At 55.8% G+C, this 16,105-nt stretch carries 15 protein-coding genes; 5 read left to right on the top strand and 10 right to left on the bottom strand.

All coding sequences use genetic code 11. From position 1 onward, the window contains the following. Positions 1–19: 19 nt before the first annotated feature. The 7 genes from cysA to WFO64_RS05695 form a co-directional block, all read right to left on the bottom strand. Positions 20–1,108: a sulfate/thiosulfate ABC transporter ATP-binding protein CysA gene (cysA, locus tag WFO64_RS05725; RefSeq protein WP_337009770.1), complete on the bottom strand. Its 1,089-nt coding sequence runs from the start codon at positions 1,106–1,108 to the stop codon at positions 20–22. Then, positions 1,098–1,973, bottom strand: coding sequence for a sulfate/thiosulfate ABC transporter permease CysW (cysW, locus tag WFO64_RS05720; protein ID WP_337009768.1), 876 nt, complete (start codon positions 1,971–1,973; stop codon positions 1,098–1,100). The genes cysA and cysW overlap by 11 nt, the downstream gene beginning before the upstream one ends. Further along, positions 1,973–2,806 carry a sulfate/thiosulfate ABC transporter permease CysT gene (gene cysT / locus WFO64_RS05715; RefSeq protein WP_337009766.1) on the bottom strand — a complete coding sequence of 278 codons (834 nt, stop codon included), beginning with the start codon at positions 2,804–2,806 and terminating at the stop codon, positions 1,973–1,975. Before cysT ends, cysW begins: the two co-directional genes overlap by 1 nt. Next, positions 2,806–3,822, bottom strand: coding sequence for a thiosulfate ABC transporter substrate-binding protein CysP (cysP, locus tag WFO64_RS05710; RefSeq protein ID WP_337009765.1), 1,017 nt, complete (start codon positions 3,820–3,822; stop codon positions 2,806–2,808). Before cysP ends, cysT begins: the two co-directional genes overlap by 1 nt. A gap of 253 nt (positions 3,823–4,075) precedes the next feature. Continuing rightward, positions 4,076–4,693, bottom strand: a complete 618-nt coding sequence (locus WFO64_RS05705; RefSeq protein ID WP_337009763.1) for an RpoE-regulated lipoprotein — start codon at positions 4,691–4,693, stop codon at positions 4,076–4,078. A 64-nt stretch (positions 4,694–4,757) separates the two neighbouring features. Further along, positions 4,758–5,225, bottom strand: a complete 468-nt coding sequence (locus WFO64_RS05700) for a DUF2919 domain-containing protein (RefSeq protein ID WP_337009760.1) — start codon at positions 5,223–5,225, stop codon at positions 4,758–4,760. Continuing rightward, positions 5,215–5,640: a GNAT family acetyltransferase gene (locus WFO64_RS05695; RefSeq protein WP_140029692.1), complete on the bottom strand. Its 426-nt coding sequence runs from the start codon at positions 5,638–5,640 to the stop codon at positions 5,215–5,217. Before WFO64_RS05695 ends, WFO64_RS05700 begins: the two co-directional genes overlap by 11 nt. A 207-nt stretch (positions 5,641–5,847) precedes the next feature. Between WFO64_RS05695 and amiA the strand changes: the two genes are divergently transcribed. The 5 genes from amiA to ampH all read left to right on the top strand — a co-directional run bounded on the left by amiA (position 5,848) and on the right by ampH (position 12,487). Next, on the top strand, positions 5,848–6,696 hold the full coding sequence (gene amiA / locus WFO64_RS05690) for an N-acetylmuramoyl-L-alanine amidase AmiA (RefSeq protein ID WP_337009758.1): 849 nt from the start codon (positions 5,848–5,850) through the stop codon (positions 6,694–6,696). Between the two features lie 100 nt (positions 6,697–6,796). Then, positions 6,797–7,711, top strand: a complete 915-nt coding sequence (gene hemF / locus WFO64_RS05685; protein WP_337009756.1) for an oxygen-dependent coproporphyrinogen oxidase — start codon at positions 6,797–6,799, stop codon at positions 7,709–7,711. Between the two features lie 344 nt (positions 7,712–8,055). Then, positions 8,056–9,006, top strand: a complete 951-nt coding sequence (gene tal, locus WFO64_RS05680; RefSeq protein WP_337009754.1) for a transaldolase — start codon at positions 8,056–8,058, stop codon at positions 9,004–9,006. A 57-nt stretch (positions 9,007–9,063) separates the two neighbouring features. Further along, positions 9,064–11,064, top strand: a complete 2,001-nt coding sequence (gene tkt / locus WFO64_RS05675; protein WP_337009752.1) for a transketolase — start codon at positions 9,064–9,066, stop codon at positions 11,062–11,064. Positions 11,065–11,323: 259 nt separating this feature from the next. After that, a complete protein-coding gene (gene ampH, locus WFO64_RS05670) occupies positions 11,324–12,487 on the top strand; it encodes a D-alanyl-D-alanine-carboxypeptidase/endopeptidase AmpH (RefSeq protein WP_337009750.1) in 1,164 nt (387 codons plus the stop codon). Here the strand turns inward: ampH and WFO64_RS05665 are convergent. From WFO64_RS05665 to ansP, 3 genes are all read right to left on the bottom strand, one after another. Continuing rightward, positions 12,484–13,557: a DUF1176 domain-containing protein gene (locus tag WFO64_RS05665; RefSeq protein ID WP_337009748.1), complete on the bottom strand. Its 1,074-nt coding sequence runs from the start codon at positions 13,555–13,557 to the stop codon at positions 12,484–12,486. The genes ampH and WFO64_RS05665 overlap by 4 nt on opposite strands. A gap of 188 nt (positions 13,558–13,745) precedes the next feature. After that, positions 13,746–14,324, bottom strand: a complete 579-nt coding sequence (gene nudK, locus WFO64_RS05660; RefSeq protein ID WP_337009746.1) for a GDP-mannose pyrophosphatase NudK — start codon at positions 14,322–14,324, stop codon at positions 13,746–13,748. A gap of 141 nt (positions 14,325–14,465) precedes the next feature. Next, positions 14,466–15,962 carry an L-asparagine permease gene (gene ansP, locus WFO64_RS05655; protein WP_337009744.1) on the bottom strand — a complete coding sequence of 499 codons (1,497 nt, stop codon included), beginning with the start codon at positions 15,960–15,962 and terminating at the stop codon, positions 14,466–14,468. Between the last annotated feature and the right edge of the window lie 143 nt (positions 15,963–16,105).

Genomic DNA, 16,105 nt, shown 5'->3' with positions numbered 1-16,105 from the left:
CGGTGTTGATGAGAAAATATCAGGCGCTTTGTGCAAAGGCAACTGCGCGCAGCGGCGTATCGCCCTTATACAGACGTGCCTGCTGCAAGCCAACAAACAGACGCTCACCGCGAATCGGTGCAGTCTGCTCACCTTCAAACACCAGCGAGAACGGCTCGCTCTGCCAGCCGGTGGGCTGGACTACCAGCTGCCAAAAGTGTCCACGTGGACTCACTTCCAGCACCTGCACCGGCAGCGGCGTTTCCAGGCTGCTGCTGCGTGACACGTCGATTTCCCACGGACGCAGGAACAGCTCAACCGCACCCTGATGCGCTGTGGTATAACCTAGCGGCCAGTGATGCGCGCCGACGTGGAACTGCGATCCCTGTATCTCGCCATCAAAGCGATTGACTTCACCCAGAAACTCCAGCACAAAGCGGGTAGCCGGATCGCGCCAAACATCATCTGGCGTGCCGACCTGTTCAATGTTGCCCTGACTCATCACCACCACGCGATCCGCGACTTCCATCGCCTCTTCCTGGTCGTGGGTCACAAACACGCTGGTAAATTTCAGCTCTTCATGCAGCTGACGCAGCCAGCGGCGCAACTCTTTTCTTACCTGGGCATCCAGCGCACCAAACGGCTCATCCAGCAGCAGAATTTGCGGTTCAACCGCTAGCGCACGCGCCAGTGCCACACGCTGTTTCTGGCCGCCCGACAGCTGTGCCGGAAAGCGATTCGCCAGATGGGCCAGCTGCACCATCTCCAGCAGACGCGTAACACGCTGGTTGATCTCCGACCTGGAAGGACGTCCACGTCGCGGCAGCACGGTCAGGCCAAAGGCGATGTTGTCAAACACTGTCATATGGCGGAACAGCGCATAATGCTGAAAAACAAAACCAACCTGACGATCGCGCGCATGGAGTCGGCTGACATCGTTGCCGTGAAAACGGATTTGACCGCTGTTCTGATGCTCCAGCCCGGCAATAATGCGCAGCAGCGTGGTTTTACCCGAGCCTGATGGACCAAGCAACGCCACCATTTCACCCGAGGCAATATCCAGAGAGATATCGTTCAGCACCGAGGTGCGACCAAAGGATTTGTTGATCTTGTTAATCTCAATGCTCATGATTTCCTTCCTGTTGCAGGCGTTTGTGCTGTTGCTCTAAACGCCACTGCACAATGCTTTTCAGAAACAGCGTCATAATTGCCATCAGGGTTAACAGGGCGGCGGCGGTGAACGCGCCGACCGTGTTGTAATCCTGGTGCAACAATTCAACCTGAAGCGGTAATGTGTAGGTTTCACCGCGAATCGATCCTGATACCACCGAGACCGCACCAAATTCACCAATCGCACGGGCGTTGGTCAGCACGATGCCATACAGCAGCGCCCAGCGAATGTTCGGCAGCGTCACACGACGGAACATCTGCCAGCCAGAGGCCCCCAACAGCACCGCCGCTTCATCTTCGTGACTGCCCTGACTCAGCATCACCGGGACCAGTTCGCGCACGACAAACGGACAGGTCACAAACACCGTCGCCAGCACCATGCCCGGCCAGGCAAACATAACCTGGATGTTATGCGCATCCAGCCAGCCGCCTGCCGGGCCATTTACGCCCCAGAACAGCAGATACATCAGACCGGCCACAACCGGCGACACGGCAAAAGGAATATCAAACAGGGTCAGCAGCAGCTGACGACCCGGAAAGGTAAAGCGTGTCACCAGCCAGGCAAGCAATGTGCCGAACACCAGGTTAACCGGTACGGTGATCAACGCCACCATCACCGTCAGCCAGATGGCGTGCAGCATGTCCGGATCGGCCAGATTGTTGAGGGCGACAATCACTCCCTGATTCAGCGCTTCCCAGAAGATGGAGGCCATCGGCACCACCAGCAGCAGAATCGAGATCAACGCGCCGATACCAATCAGCAGCCATTTGCCCCAATTCACTGGCTGACGAGCCACGTGATTAAGTTGAGAAACTTCAGCCATTAGTGACCTCCCAGACGACGGCCAAAGCGGCTCTGTAATGTATTAATTGCGAATAACAGAATCAGCGATGCCGCCAGGATCACCGAGGCGATAGCGCTGGCCGCCGGATAGTCGAACTCCTGTAGCCGGACAAAAATCATCAGCGAGGTGACTTCCGTTTTCCAGGCGATATTACCGGCAATAAAGATCACCGCACCAAATTCACCCAGGCTGCGGGTAAAAGATAGCGCAGTACCGGCCAGCAGCGCAGGAGCCACTTCCGGCAGCACAACGCGGCGGAAGCTCTGCCACGGCGTGGCACCCAACGTTTCGGCTGCCTCTTCATACTCCGGGCCTAACTCTTCCAGTACCGGCTGCACGGTACGCACCACAAACGGAATGCTGGTAAAAGCCATAGCAATGGCGATACCAATCCAGGTGTAAGAAATTTTGATGTCAAACTGGGCGAACCACTGCCCATACCAGCCGTTAACCGAAAAGAGTCCGGCCAGGGTCAGACCCGCCACCGCCGTAGGCAGTGCAAACGGCAGATCCATCAAGCCATCCAGCAGTGTCCGGCCTGGAAAGCGATAACGGGTCAGGATCCATGCCATCAGCATGCCGAACACCGCATTAAACAGTGATGCGACGCCAGCAGAGAGCAGCGTCACTTTATAGGCGGCAATCAGCTGCGGATTGGTCACCACATCCCAGTACTGTGTCAGCGTCATCTGAGATAGCTGCATGATCACCGCGCTGATCGGCAGTAGCAGGATCAGGCAGGTAAAGAGCAGGCTGGTGCCTAGGCTAAGACCAAAACCGGGCAACACGCGTTTCTGGCTGGCTGTAAACATTATCCACGCCCCGCCGCTAACAATTTATCGAGCTCACCGCCGCTGACAAAATGCGTCTTCATCACATTGTCCCAACCGCCAAACGCCTCTTCCACCCGGAACAAGCTGGTCTGCGGGAAGCGATCTTTCTGCTCTGCCATCAGCTGTGGGTTATTCACGCGATAGTAGTAGTGAGTAATAATATTTTGCGCTTCAGGGGTATAAAGATAATGCAGGTAAGCGCTGGCCGCAGCAGCGGTGTTATTGGTGGCGACATTCTTATCCACCCATGCCACCGGAAACTCCGCCAGAATGTTGGTTTTCGGCACCACCACTTCATACTCATCTTTGCCGTACTGGTTGCGGATGTTATTCACTTCCGACTCGAAGCTAATCAGTACATCGCCCAGACCGCGCTCAGCAAAGGTCGTGGTCGCGCCACGCCCCCCCGTATCGAACACTTCAACGTTTTTCAGGAACTGCGTCATAAAGGCTCGGGTTTTGGCCTGATCCTTCTCGTCCGCTTTATCCGCTGCGCCCCAGGCGGCCAGATAGGTATATCGGCCATTACCGGAGGTTTTCGGATTAGGGAAAATCAGCTTCACATCGGTGCGGGTTAAATCTGACCAGTCGTGAATCTGTTTAGGATTCCCTTTGCGCACCAGAAAAGCCATGGTGGAGTAGAAAGGCGAACTGTTGTTCGGCAAACGGCGTTTCCAGTCTGCGGCAATCAGGTTGCCTTTATCGTGCAGCACCTGTACATCGGTAACCTGATTGTAGGTGACGACATCCGCGCGCAGTCCCTGCAGGATAGCCAGCGCCTGCTTTGATGAACCGGCGTGCGACATCTTGATGGTCAGTGGATCACCCGGATGGCTGGCATCCCACTGTTTAACAAACGGAGCATTCAGGGCAACAAACAGCTCCCGCGATACATCGTAAGAACTATTAAGAAGTTCAGTGGCATTGGCTGCGCTGGCCAGGCTCAGCGACAGTGCGATACCGCTCACGATTTTTTTTATCGCTTGAAATGTCATTTAGCACCCTGAAAAAGTTTGATGCGGATCTCACCCGCTGAGGCATCAGTTTATTTATAACTCAGTGAAAACCAGTAACGGTTTTATATATCGTTTGATGATTTCAAAGTCGAAAAAAGCATAAGACGGCGGCAGAGTTAATGCAGAAATCAGCAAAAGCTGAAGGGGGGAGGAACCCCGTGCAGCAGGCGCTGGCAAGGGGTTTCGAGAACGTCAGCAGCCGCCTGACGGGCGGCGCGCAGAAAAAACAGGATTAACGCTGCCAGACAATCTTGCTGATTTTCCAGTTTTTCAGGGTATCGTCAGAGGGCATCAATCCCTCCGGCCCATGCCAGTCGCCATGATAAACATAGGTCAGATGCTGGCGACCGGGTGCGCGGCACGCCACGTCACGCGCATCTGTGCCGCTGGTTAATGTGCAGTTGTTAAAGGCTTTGGTGAACTTATTGCTGAAGGCATCACCCACTTTGCTGCCGTCGTTGCTGGCAATCGCGCTGTCCATGACTTCAACACGCTCAACCTGCGACTGCCCGTAAATCACCAGTTTCACTTTGCCATCATCCAGCGCCTGCCAGAAAGAGATCACCTGACCGTTCTGGCTGCGCATGCCCTGTCGCAGGGTATAGTCACCGTTCAGTCCGGCTTTAATCGCGTCCTCTTTCATGGCGGTTGAGGCGGTTAACCCACCCACACCTTGTTCAGTCGCCGTCAACGAGGAACCAAACCAGTTCCACGGCAGTGCCGACGACCAGTGATAAGTCAGCGGATTCCACCAGCTTGCCTGCTGGCTGCTGTCAGCGCCGGGACCCGAACTGGCACAGCCGCTCAGTACAACGGCGGCGATCAGTAGCGTGGAACGAACAGCTTTCATGAGAACTCCTGTAAATGCGATGCCGGAAGGCGGAACTGATTGGAGTCGCAAAGCGACAAAAAGTTTAGTTGAGATGATGTTTGGGCAGAAAGCAGTCACGGCAACGATGGCTGACCTGCAGCCAGATCAGCGCCAGCAGGTCGAACAGGGTTAGCGTTAAAGGCAGCGGTGAGCTAAAGAGATCGCCCTGTAAAAATTGTATTCCCTGCCAGAGCAGATTAACCAGCAATGACAGCGCCAGCACGCTGCGCCAGTGCTGCCAGAGTCGCGGCAGGCGCGCGCGATAACCGGTCAGCAGCAGGCCCGCCAGCGCCGGTAAACCCAGCGCAAGACCGCTCCAGAATGCCTGACGATCCGGATAGAACAGCGCCAGCAAATCGTTGCCCTGCTGCCGTGACGCCCCGGCCATCACCAGCATCAGCCAGGTTCGCGCCTGGAGTAACAGGATCAGCCAAAAAAGAAACGGCAGCCGCAGCTGCCCTTTAGCGTCATAGTCGTCCGGCAGATAGTCAGGCAACGGCTTAGTATTCACGGTCTTCGATCAGACGTTTACCAAACAGCAGCACATCGACCGGCTCATAATCGAGCTTCTCATAGAATGCCACTACCTGATCATTCTCTTCACGGATCATCAGATGCAGTTTCGGACAGCCGCGTGCGATCAGCTTTTTCTCCAGACGATTCATCAGCGCATTGGCAAAGCCGCGTCCCTGATAGTCAGGATGCACCGCCAGATAGTAAGCCGCGCCGCGATGACCATCGTAGCCACCCATTAGCGTGCCGACGACCACGCCGCCCACTTCAGCAACCAGAAAAAGATCAGGGTCGTGATGCATTTTGCGTTCGATATCCAGCTCCGGATCGTTCCATGGCCGTAACAAATCGCAACGTTCCCATAAGGTGATCACTTCTTCAAAATCTTCCTGGCGGAAGGCGCGGATTTCCATCTTCTTTACCTGCAAATAAGCACAATTTGCTGATTATCACGCATTCTCTGCTGCACGCAACCCTCCATGACTGACGGGAAATAAAAAAGCGCAAACTTTCTGTTTGCGACCTGCAATACAAAGTAATGCCCTGAAATGGTTCTGTGATCGCAGGCAAGAGAGCCTTAGGCTATAACACCGGCAACATTCCTGTTACCGGACCCTTACATGCGCCTGCTTAAACGTTTGATCCATCGTCGCCAGTTACTGCTTTCCGGGTTGGCTCTGGCCATTTTATCGCCGCGCGCGGTTCAGGCTAAAGAGCCGTCTGCCCTTACCGGTGCAAACCGTCATACGCGCCCTGCCCCGCCCGCGAAAAACGGTAAACGCATCGTGATGATCGATCCCGGCCACGGTGGCATTGACTCTGGCGCCGTAGGCGAAGAAGGTTCGGAAGAAAAGCACATCGTGTTGGAGATTGCCGGTAACGTGCAGCGCCAGCTACAGAGCCATCCGCGCATAGAAGTTCGTCTGACACGCGACAGCGACCACTTTATTCCGCTTTATCAGCGGGTAGAGATTGCCCACCAGCACGGCGCCGATCTCTTTATGTCGATTCATGCCGACGGCTTTACCAGCCCTGATGCCAGCGGCGCCTCGGTGTTTGCGCTTTCTAACCGCGGTGCCAGCAGCTCCATGGCGCGTTACCTGTCGCAGCGGGAGAACGATGCCGATAAATTGGGCGGCGAGAAAGCACAGCAGCAGGATCACTATCTGCAGCAGATCCTGTTCGACCTGGTGCAGACCGACACCATTAAGAACAGCCTGACGCTGGGCAAGCACGTGCTGGACCAGATCCGCCCGGTGCATCATCTTCACAGCCAGCACACCGAGCAGGCCGCCTTCGCGGTACTCAAGTCACCGTCGATTCCCTCGGTATTGGTCGAGACCTCCTTTATTACAAATCCGCGTGAAGAGCAGCTGCTCGGCACCACCGCGTTTCGCCAGAAAATAGCCGCCGCCATTGCCAGCGGTATCGTCAATTACTTTGATGAATTTGACCGCCGCAACGTCTGATGCGAATAGCGGGTTTACACCGTGCGACGCGCCGCACTCATGCAAGCGGCGCTGTTTTGCGTATAATCGCCTCAGACTAAAACCTACGATAAGCGAAAAGATGGCTGATATTTCCCGCGTTAAAGCGTTCCTGCTCGCCTTGCAGGATGAGATTTGTAACCAGCTGGCGGCTGAAGATGGCGGCGCAGTGTTTGCTGAAGATAGCTGGCAGCGTCCCGGCGGCGGCGGCGGTCAGAGCCGCGTACTGCGCAACGGCACGGTGTTTGAGCAGGCGGGCGTAAACTTTTCGCATGTGCATGGCGATCAGATGCCGGCATCCGCCACTGCTCACCGGCCAGAACTGGCGGGTCGCAGCTTTGAAGCAATGGGCGTGTCGCTGGTGATTCATCCGAACAACCCCTATGTGCCCACCAGCCACGCCAACGTGCGCTTTTTTATCGCAGAGAAACCGGGTGCCGATCCGGTCTGGTGGTTTGGCGGCGGGTTTGACCTGACCCCTTTTTATGGCTTCGAAGAAGATGCGTTGCACTGGCATCAGACGGCCGCGAACCTGTGTCAGCCTTTTGGCGATGATTTTTATCCGCGCTATAAAAAGTGGTGTGACGACTATTTCTATCTGAAGCATCGTGATGAGCAGCGCGGCATTGGCGGCCTCTTTTTTGACGATCTCAACATGCCCGACTTTGAGCAGAGCTTCAGCTTTATGCAGGCAGTGGGCCGTGGCTTTATTGATGCCTATCGGCCGATCGTGGCGCGCCGTAAAGATCACCCGTGGGGCGATCGTGAACGCCAGTTCCAGCTCTACCGCCGTGGGCGCTATGTAGAGTTCAATCTGGTGTGGGACCGTGGCACGCTGTTTGGCCTGCAGACCGGGGGACGTACGGAATCGATCCTGATGTCGATGCCACCGCTGGTGCGCTGGGAATATGATTATCAGCCCGACGCCGACTCTCCTGAAGCTGCCCTTTACCGCGATTTTCTGCCGGTGAAAAACTGGCTGAACCTGCCAGTCTGATCGCTTCTGCCGCCGCAGCGTGGTTCCCGACCCGCGCTGCGCTTACCCCTCTCCCGATCGACGCGCTCTGTTTCACAGGGCACGGATTGCTACAGTGTTGCCTGCGTCATTCCGACTGACTGCTATGCTTAGGGGTGGAATATGGCGCACCCACGGTAATACCGCATGACGGCTCCTTCGCACCGCCTCGCAGCGCAACAATCAGAGAAACCGCATTTTCATCAGAAAGTGTCTGTTGCAATGTTATGGGTTCGCGTTTCCGGTAGCAGAACATGCCACAGACCGCCTGCGAGGCCTGAGGTGCTCCCTGTTCGCTTTCATTTTTCTTTTCAAGGAGTTTAGAAATGAACCAGCTAGAAGCCCTAAAACAGTTCACCACCGTGGTGGCGGACAGTGGTGATATTGAATCGATTCGTAATTACCACCCGGAAGACGCCACCACCAATCCCTCACTCATTCTGAAAGCATCTGGTCTCGAAGGGTATAAACATCTGATTGACGATGCGATTGAATACGCGAAAAAACAGGGCGGCAGCAAAGAGACGCAGATCATCAATGCCAGCGACAAAGTGGCGATCAACCTCGGTATGGAAATCCTGAAAAGCATACCCGGCCGTGTTTCGACCGAAGTGGATGCGCGCCTCTCCTTCGATCGTGGCATGTGTGTGACCAAAGCAGAAAAACTGATTCGGATGTATGAAGAGCACGGTATTGATCGCTCACGCGTGCTGATCAAACTGGCCTCGACCTGGGAAGGTATCCGTGCAGCGGAAGAGCTGGAGAAGAACGGCATCCACTGCAACCTGACGCTGCTGTTCTCCTTTGCGCAGGCGCGTGCCTGTGCCGAAGCGGGCGTGTTCCTCATCTCTCCTTTCGTTGGCCGCATATACGACTGGTATAACTCGCGCAAGCCAATGGAACCCTATGTGGCGGATGAAGATCCGGGCGTGAAGTCCGTGCGTCGCATCTACGATTACTACAAAAAGCACCGTTACAGCACCATCATCATGGGCGCCAGCTTCCGTAAAGTGGAGCAGATTGTGGCGCTGGCAGGCTGCGATCGCCTGACGCTGTCGCCTAACCTGCTGGAAGAATTGCAGAACAGTGATGCGCCGCTGGAGCGCAAACTGGAGCCATCAACCGAAGGCTTCCACCAGCCATCGCCACTTTCCGAGGCTGAGTTCCGCTGGGAACATAATCAGGATCCGATGGCAGTAGAAAAACTCTCTGACGGTATCCGCCAGTTCGCGGTTGACCAGCAAAAGCTGGAAGATGTGCTCTCCGCACGCCTGTAGTCTTCATTTTAGTCGGGCGGGACTTTCCTGCCCTGATGCATAACAAGGGAGAACTTTATGTCCTCACGCAGAGAGTTGGCAAACGCGATTCGTGCACTGAGCATGGATGCGGTACAGAAGGCAAATTCAGGCCACCCCGGTGCGCCCATGGGTATGGCCGATATCGCCGAAGTGTTATGGCGCGACTTCCTCCAGCACAATCCGACCAATCCCGCCTGGCTTGATCGCGACCGCTTTATCCTCTCTAACGGCCACGGCTCGATGCTGCTCTATAGCCTGCTGCACCTGAGCGGTTATGACCTGCCGATTGAAGAACTGAAAAATTTCCGTCAGCTGCACTCAAAAACGCCGGGTCACCCGGAGATCGGCTACACCCCAGGCGTTGAAACCACTACCGGCCCGCTGGGTCAGGGACTGGCTAACGCCGTTGGCTTAGCGATTGCAGAACGCACGCTGGCCGCGCAGTTTAACCGTCCGGATCATGAGATCGTTGATCACCACACTTATGTGTTTATGGGCGATGGCTGTCTGATGGAAGGGATCTCGCACGAAGTCTGTTCCCTGGCGGGTACCCTGGGTCTCGGCAAACTGATCGGCTTCTACGACCATAACGGTATCTCGATCGATGGCGAGACCGAAGGCTGGTTTACTGACGACACCCATAAACGCTTCGAGTCCTACAACTGGCATGTGATTGGCGACATCGACGGACATGACGCTGATGCCATTCGCGAGGCGATCAAAGAAGCACAGAGCGTCACCGATAAGCCTTCACTGATTATCTGCCGCACCATCATCGGTTTCGGTTCACCGAATAAAGCCGGTAAAGAGGAGTCGCACGGTGCGGCGCTGGGTGAGGCAGAGGTTGCCCTGACCCGCAAGCAGCTCGGCTGGAATTATCCGGCGTTTGAGATCCCGCCTGAAATCTACCAGCAGTGGGATGCCAAAGCGGCGGGTGCTGAACGCGAAAAAGCGTGGGACGCGAAGTTTGCTGCTTATAAAGAGTCCCATCCTGAGCTGGCGAAAGAGTATGAACGCCGGATGAATGGCGGAATGCCCGCCACATGGGAAACCGAAGCGACCCGTTTCATTCAGGAGTTGCAGGCTAACCCGCAGAAAATCGCCAGCCGTAAAGCGTCACAAAACTCGCTGGAAGCGTACGGCAAATTGCTGCCGGAATTCCTCGGCGGTTCTGCTGACCTGGCACCGAGTAACCTCACCATCTGGTCAGGCTCCAAATCGATCAAAGAGGATCCCGCTGGAAACTATATTCACTATGGCGTTCGTGAATTCGGTATGACAGCCATTGGTAACGGCATCGCGCACCATGGCGGTTTCGTCCCCTACACCGCGACCTTCCTGATGTTTGTCGAATATGCGCGTAACGCCGCGCGTATGGCAGCGCTGATGAAGGCGCGTCAGATTCTGGTCTACACCCATGACTCCATCGGTCTGGGCGAAGATGGCCCGACGCACCAGCCGGTTGAGCAAATCGCCAGCCTGCGTCTGACGCCAAACATGAGCGTATGGCGCCCATGCGATCAGGTTGAAACCGCTGTGGCGTGGAAAGCCGCTGTCGAACGCCATCACGGCCCGACTGCGCTGATCCTCTCCCGTCAGAATCTGCTGCAGCCGGAACGTACCCCGGAGCAGATCGAAAACATCAAACGCGGCGGCTACGTGCTGAAAGATTGCGACGGCACGCCAGAAGTGATTCTGATTGCGACTGGTTCAGAGATTGAGATCACCTTGGGTGCAGCGAATAAGCTTACCTCGGGCGGTCACAAAGTGCGGGTGGTTTCACTGCCTTCTACTGACCTGTTTGATGCGCAGGATGCCGCTTACCGTGAATCCGTCCTGCCGAGCGGGGTGAAAGCACGCGTTGCCGTAGAAGCGGGTATCGCTGACTACTGGTTTAAGTATGTCGGTCTGGACGGTGCGATCGTCGGTATGACCACCTTTGGTGAATCCGCGCCAGCCAGTCAACTGTTCCCGGAGTTTGGCTTCACCGTCGAGAACATCGTCAGCCACGCTGAAGCATTACTCAAGCCAGTTTAATGCTTTTGCCCTTCCCGGATCATCGGGAAGGGCCATTTCATCCCTTAGCCTGAAACAGAAAAAAATCTCCGCTCCCCTCTTCACGCCCTGCGCAAACTGATTACTATAGAGCCGTCATACTTAATGCTGCCTGTGCACTGACTCTCCGTCTGTTCCTGCTGTTGTTCTGCCGGGATAATGCGGTTCACTGACCGAGTGCATCCCGATGAGTTAAGGCAGATTTCCTCCGATTTTTATAGCGAAGCCACTTCCGTTGAACATGCGCACACCCTATTTACTGGCCCTGATGGTTTCACTGCTTCCCTTAAAAAGCATGGCGCAGGTCGCGCCCGATCCATTACTGGCTTCTCAGATTGTTGATCGCTATGCGGAACATATCTTTTACGGCAGCGGCGCAACCGGCATGGCGCTGGTAGCAATTGATGGCAATCAGCGAGTGTTCGCCAGCTTTGGTGAAACCCGTCCCGGCAACAATGTCCGTCCGCAGAAAGACTCGCTGATTCGCATCGCCTCGCTGAGTAAGCTGATGACCAGTGAAGTGATGGTGAAACTGGCTGAGCGCGGACAAATTCGTCTCGACGATCCCCTGAGTAAATATGCACCACCGGGTACACGCGTGCCCACTTACAATGGTCAGCCCATTCGCCTGATTAATCTCTCGACCCACACCAGCGGACTGCCGCGCGAACAGCCAGGCGGCAAAGCGCAGCGTCCGGTGTTTGTCTGGCCAACCCGTGGTGAGCGCTGGGCATGGCTGCCACGCGCTAACCTCAAAACAGCGCCGGGCAGCAGTGCCGCTTACTCCAACCTGGGCTACGATCTGCTGGGCGATGCGCTGTCGCGCGCCACCGGCACTCCCTATCCGGCGCTGTTTCAGCAGCTGATTACCCGACCGCTCGGCATGAAAGACACGACGTTTACGCCGTCGCCTGAACAGTGCGGACGCCTGATGGTGGCGGAAAAAGGGGCCAGTCCCTGCAATAATACCCTGGCGGCAATTGGCAGCGGCGGTGTCTACTCGACGCCGGATGATATGGGTCGCTGGATGCAACAGTTCCTTAACTCTTCGGTTAACCATCGGACGCCGCAGATCGACAGGCTGCAAACACTGATCTATCGTCGCGATCAGCTAAACAAAGTAGAAGGCATGGATGTGCCAGGTAAAGCGGATGCGCTGGGCATGGGCTGGGTCTTTATGGGGCCGAAAAATGGTCGTCCCGGCATCATTCAGAAAACCGGCGGCGGCGGCGGATTCATCACTTATATGGCGATGGTGCCGCAGCATAACGTTGGGGTATTTGTGGTGGTAACGCGCTCGCCGCTGACCCGCTTCACGCCAATGAGCGACGGCGTAAATAATATGCTGGCCGAACTGGTCGGCAATCAGTCTGGTTCACCAATGATGGTACAGGCGATTCGTTAACGCTGCTGTACACCACCGTCAGACTGGCTGACCCACAGGGTTGGCCAGTCATCACTGCTGTGCCAGGCATCACAGGTTGACTCTTCTGCATACTCCGCTAACACAAAACGCGTGCCATCAAACTGCCAGCGCGTGGCCCTGCCGCAGTCACCCAATCCACGTCCCTTCACAAAGGTGTAAAGCAGGCCCCTTGACGCATCATATTCGGCGTTAATCAGCTCAAGCTGTCGATCACTGGCTCCTGGCGGGGTAAACGGCAGGGTTAAGGTGATGCCACGTGCCACGTAGGGCTGGCTGCGCGTCACTTCAAACGCCAAATCGATCACGTTATACGCCCCCATCTCACAGCTCACCAGCAGCAGTGCGCGCTGATCGGTGAGCGGCGCCACGCTGACTTGACGGCGCAGCGGATCAAGTGAGCAGGCGTCGGTATTGACTCGCCAGGTGGCGTAATCAATTAATCCACTGGTCTCGTCGCGCGTCAACGCCGCGGGCGGCACGACAGCAGGCGGCAGTGGCGGCAGCGCAGGCGGTGGCGGAACATCCCAGCTGGCTCTCTCGCCACGTTTAATCCACGCGCTCATGCTGTTGACCCGTCCCTGCGTGTCATCCATCAGCAACAGCGCGGCCTTCATGCCGCGCAGAGAGATTTGCGCATTAGGATCGTAGGTAAGCTGTAAGGCTTTCGCCTCCATGATCAGATCAAGGAACTCATCAATGGCGATAGCATTGCTGGTGGCGAGATGATGCGGCTCTACCGTCCAGTGTTTGAGGTCGGGTTTCAGGCGGCGCTGATCGAGCAGCAGGTTATCCTGAAGCGGGCCGCCCGGCAGAGTGCCACTGTAGGCACTGCCGTAGTCGATTCGCAGCAAGGGGCGATCGTTGACGCCCGCATGGCGCGAAATCGTCATCACTAACCCTTTGTCTCCCGGAATATTGCGCGCCACGCAAAAGGCTTCATTGTTGCAGGTGATTTGCCAGTCGTTGAATGACTTTTGCAACGGTTCCGCCTGAACACAGGCAACCCACAGAGACGGCAACAGCCACAGCGACTTCATCCAATACGACATTAAGAAAATCGATCCCCGAATACCCAGAGTGGAGAGGATAGCGCATCCACGGCCCTGACAGGGTTCGTATTCTGTGAACCTGTGCAAAAAGCGCAGTTAACCGCTTAAAAAGCGTGCATACAGTGGACTCCGTCTTACCCCTCCACTCTCAACGCTGTCACGCGGCAACAGGTTAACTGCACGGTTTTTTATGGCGTCAGCCAGCCCGCAATTTGGGCATGCTGTAACAGCATAATAGTTTTTCCGTCACGGATGCGGCCATCGGCGACCATCGCCAGCGCATCCGGGAAGCTCAGTTCCAGCACATCGATCGACTCATCTTCGACGCCACCGCCCGCGTTGTCACGCAGCGATTCATTATATTCGGCCGCGAAGAAATGGATCAGTTCGGTTACGCCGCCCGGCGACATATAGCAGGCATAGAGTTTCTCCACCTCGCCTACCGCATAACCGGTCTCTTCAATCGCCTCTTTGCGAATACAATCTTCCGGGGAGTCGTCGTCCAGCAAGCCGGCGCAGGCTTCGATTAGCATGCCGCCATCATTACCATTGACGTAAGTAGCAATACGGAACTGGCGCGTCAGAACCACACTGTTCTTTTCACGGTTATAGAGCAGGATGGTTGCCCCGTTTCCGCGATCGTAGACTTCGCGTTTATGGCGGATAACCTCGCCACGGCGATCGGTGATGTCGTAGGTGTAGTTACGCAGCACAAACCAGTTTTCAGACAGGAGCTTATCTTTGATGATGTTGATCTTAAACGACATGATGACTCCGTTACCGCATAAAGGGAGCCTTTCATCATAGGGGGTTGCTTAGGGGAAAACTATCCTAATTCTCGTCGTAACGTGTCGATTGACGGCCAAAAAAAGCCAGCCCGGAGGCTGGCCTGATTGCTGCAGCGCTTATCAGCGTGAGGTGTCGTCAGCCAGTCGGGTCGGCTGAGGCTCTTCTTCGTGATGATCCTGTTCGGTCTGCGCGACAGCGCTAACACGCTTACGCACGCCAAACCATCCCAGCACCAGCACCACAGCAATCAGCGGAATAGAGGCAATGGTGTAGGTGCCGTTCGGGTAGTCGAATGCCATCAGCACCAGCACACTGAACAGGAACAGCAGCGTCAGCCACGAGGTAAATGGCGCGCCGGGCAGCTTGAAGCTGACATCATCCGCCTTGCCCTCTTTAATCGCTTTGCGCAGACGCAGCTGGCAAACCACGATAAAGGCCCAGGAGGAGATAATGCCCAGCGAGGCGATGTTCAGCACGATCTCAAACACCTGAGAAGGCACGTAGTAGTTAAGCACCACTCCAATCACGTAAACGCAGATGGTGACCAGAATACCGGCATAAGGCACCTGCTGACCGTTCATCTTTGACATGAATTTCGGTGCCGAACCGCCCATCGACATGGAACGCAGGATACGCCCGGTCGAGTAGAGGCCGGAGTTCAGGCTGGAGAGCGCCGCGCTCAGCACCACGATGTTCATGATGCTGCCAATATAAGGCACACCCAGCTTCGAGAAGAAGGTCACGAACGGACTCTGACCCGCCTGATAGGCGTTCCACGGCAGCAGCAGCACCAGCAGGACGACAGAGCCGACGTAAAACAGGCCGATACGCCAGATCACGCTGTTGATCGCTTTAGGCAGCATGGTTTTCGGGTCTTTACATTCGCCTGCCGCCGTACCCACTAATTCGATAGAAGCAAAGGCGAATACCACGCCCTGAATCAGTACCAGTGCGGGCAGTAAGCCGTGCGGGAAAATGCCACCGTTATCGGTGATAAGATGGAAGCCAGTGCTGTTGCCATCCAGCGGTTTGCCGGTGCCGAGGAACACCACACCCACCACCAGGAACACCACAATCGCCAGCACTTTTACCAGCGCGAACCAGAACTCCATCTCGGCAAACCACTTAACGCCGATCATGTTCATGGTGCCAACAATCGCCAGCGCACCCAGGGCAAAGACCCACTGTGGCACATCACCAAACGCGCCCCAGTAGTGCATGTAAAGCGCGACGGCGGTGATATCGACGATACCGGTCATCGCCCAGTTGACGAAGTACATCCAGCCCGCCACGTAGGAGGCTTTCTCGCCAAGAAACTCACGGGCATAGGAGACGAAGCTGCCGCTGCTGGGACGGTGTAATACCAGTTCGCCCAGCGCACGCAGAATAAAGAAGGAGAAGATGCCACACACCAGATAGATGATGGCTAACGCGGGGCCAGCAGCCTGCAAACGGCCACCTGCGCCCAGGAACAAACCGGTACCGATGGCACCGCCGATCGCAATCATCTGTACGTGACGGTTACCCATCGCCTTCTGGTAACCAGCATCGTGAGAATTCAGCCAGCGGCGCTTCGCAGCGCGCATCTCACTTGGGGTTTTCTTTTTAGATTTCATAGCATTCCTGTTTGTCCTGACCATCAGTCGTCGTTTCCCCACTTCAGGCGTAGTGCCCTGTGAAATGGGGTATTTTCCTCTGTGCGCTTGTCTGTGAGTGAGTGCCAGACAACGCGGGAATTTACGGCGATGAATCCTACCCG

Origin of the sequence: Pantoea sp. AS142, from assembly GCF_037152305.1 — a bacterium.
Lineage (GTDB): Bacteria > Pseudomonadota > Gammaproteobacteria > Enterobacterales > Enterobacteriaceae > Pantoea.
This window is presented reverse-complemented; position numbering and strand designations above follow the sequence as displayed.

Bases quoted from the DNA above. Each gene is read 5' to 3' on its own strand.
- cysA (WP_337009770.1), bottom strand. From the start codon at position 1,108: ATGAGCATTGAGATTAACAAGATCAACAAATCCTTTGGTCGCACCTCG.
- tal (WP_337009754.1), top strand. From the start codon at position 8,056: ATGAACCAGCTAGAAGCCCTAAAACAGTTCACCACCGTGGTGGCGGAC.
- ansP (WP_337009744.1), bottom strand. From the start codon at position 15,962: ATGAAATCTAAAAAGAAAACCCCAAGTGAGATGCGCGCTGCGAAGCGC.
- WFO64_RS05665 (WP_337009748.1), bottom strand. From the start codon at position 13,557: ATGTCGTATTGGATGAAGTCGCTGTGGCTGTTGCCGTCTCTGTGGGTT.
- cysP (WP_337009765.1), bottom strand. From the start codon at position 3,822: ATGACATTTCAAGCGATAAAAAAAATCGTGAGCGGTATCGCACTGTCG.
- WFO64_RS05705 (WP_337009763.1), bottom strand. From the start codon at position 4,693: ATGAAAGCTGTTCGTTCCACGCTACTGATCGCCGCCGTTGTACTGAGC.
- ampH (WP_337009750.1), top strand. From the start codon at position 11,324: ATGCGCACACCCTATTTACTGGCCCTGATGGTTTCACTGCTTCCCTTA.
- WFO64_RS05695 (WP_140029692.1), bottom strand. From the start codon at position 5,640: ATGGAAATCCGCGCCTTCCGCCAGGAAGATTTTGAAGAAGTGATCACC.
- hemF (WP_337009756.1), top strand. From the start codon at position 6,797: ATGGCTGATATTTCCCGCGTTAAAGCGTTCCTGCTCGCCTTGCAGGAT.
- tkt (WP_337009752.1), top strand. From the start codon at position 9,064: ATGTCCTCACGCAGAGAGTTGGCAAACGCGATTCGTGCACTGAGCATG.
- amiA (WP_337009758.1), top strand. From the start codon at position 5,848: ATGCGCCTGCTTAAACGTTTGATCCATCGTCGCCAGTTACTGCTTTCC.
- cysW (WP_337009768.1), bottom strand. From the start codon at position 1,973: ATGGCTGAAGTTTCTCAACTTAATCACGTGGCTCGTCAGCCAGTGAAT.
- cysT (WP_337009766.1), bottom strand. From the start codon at position 2,806: ATGTTTACAGCCAGCCAGAAACGCGTGTTGCCCGGTTTTGGTCTTAGC.
- nudK (WP_337009746.1), bottom strand. From the start codon at position 14,324: ATGTCGTTTAAGATCAACATCATCAAAGATAAGCTCCTGTCTGAAAAC.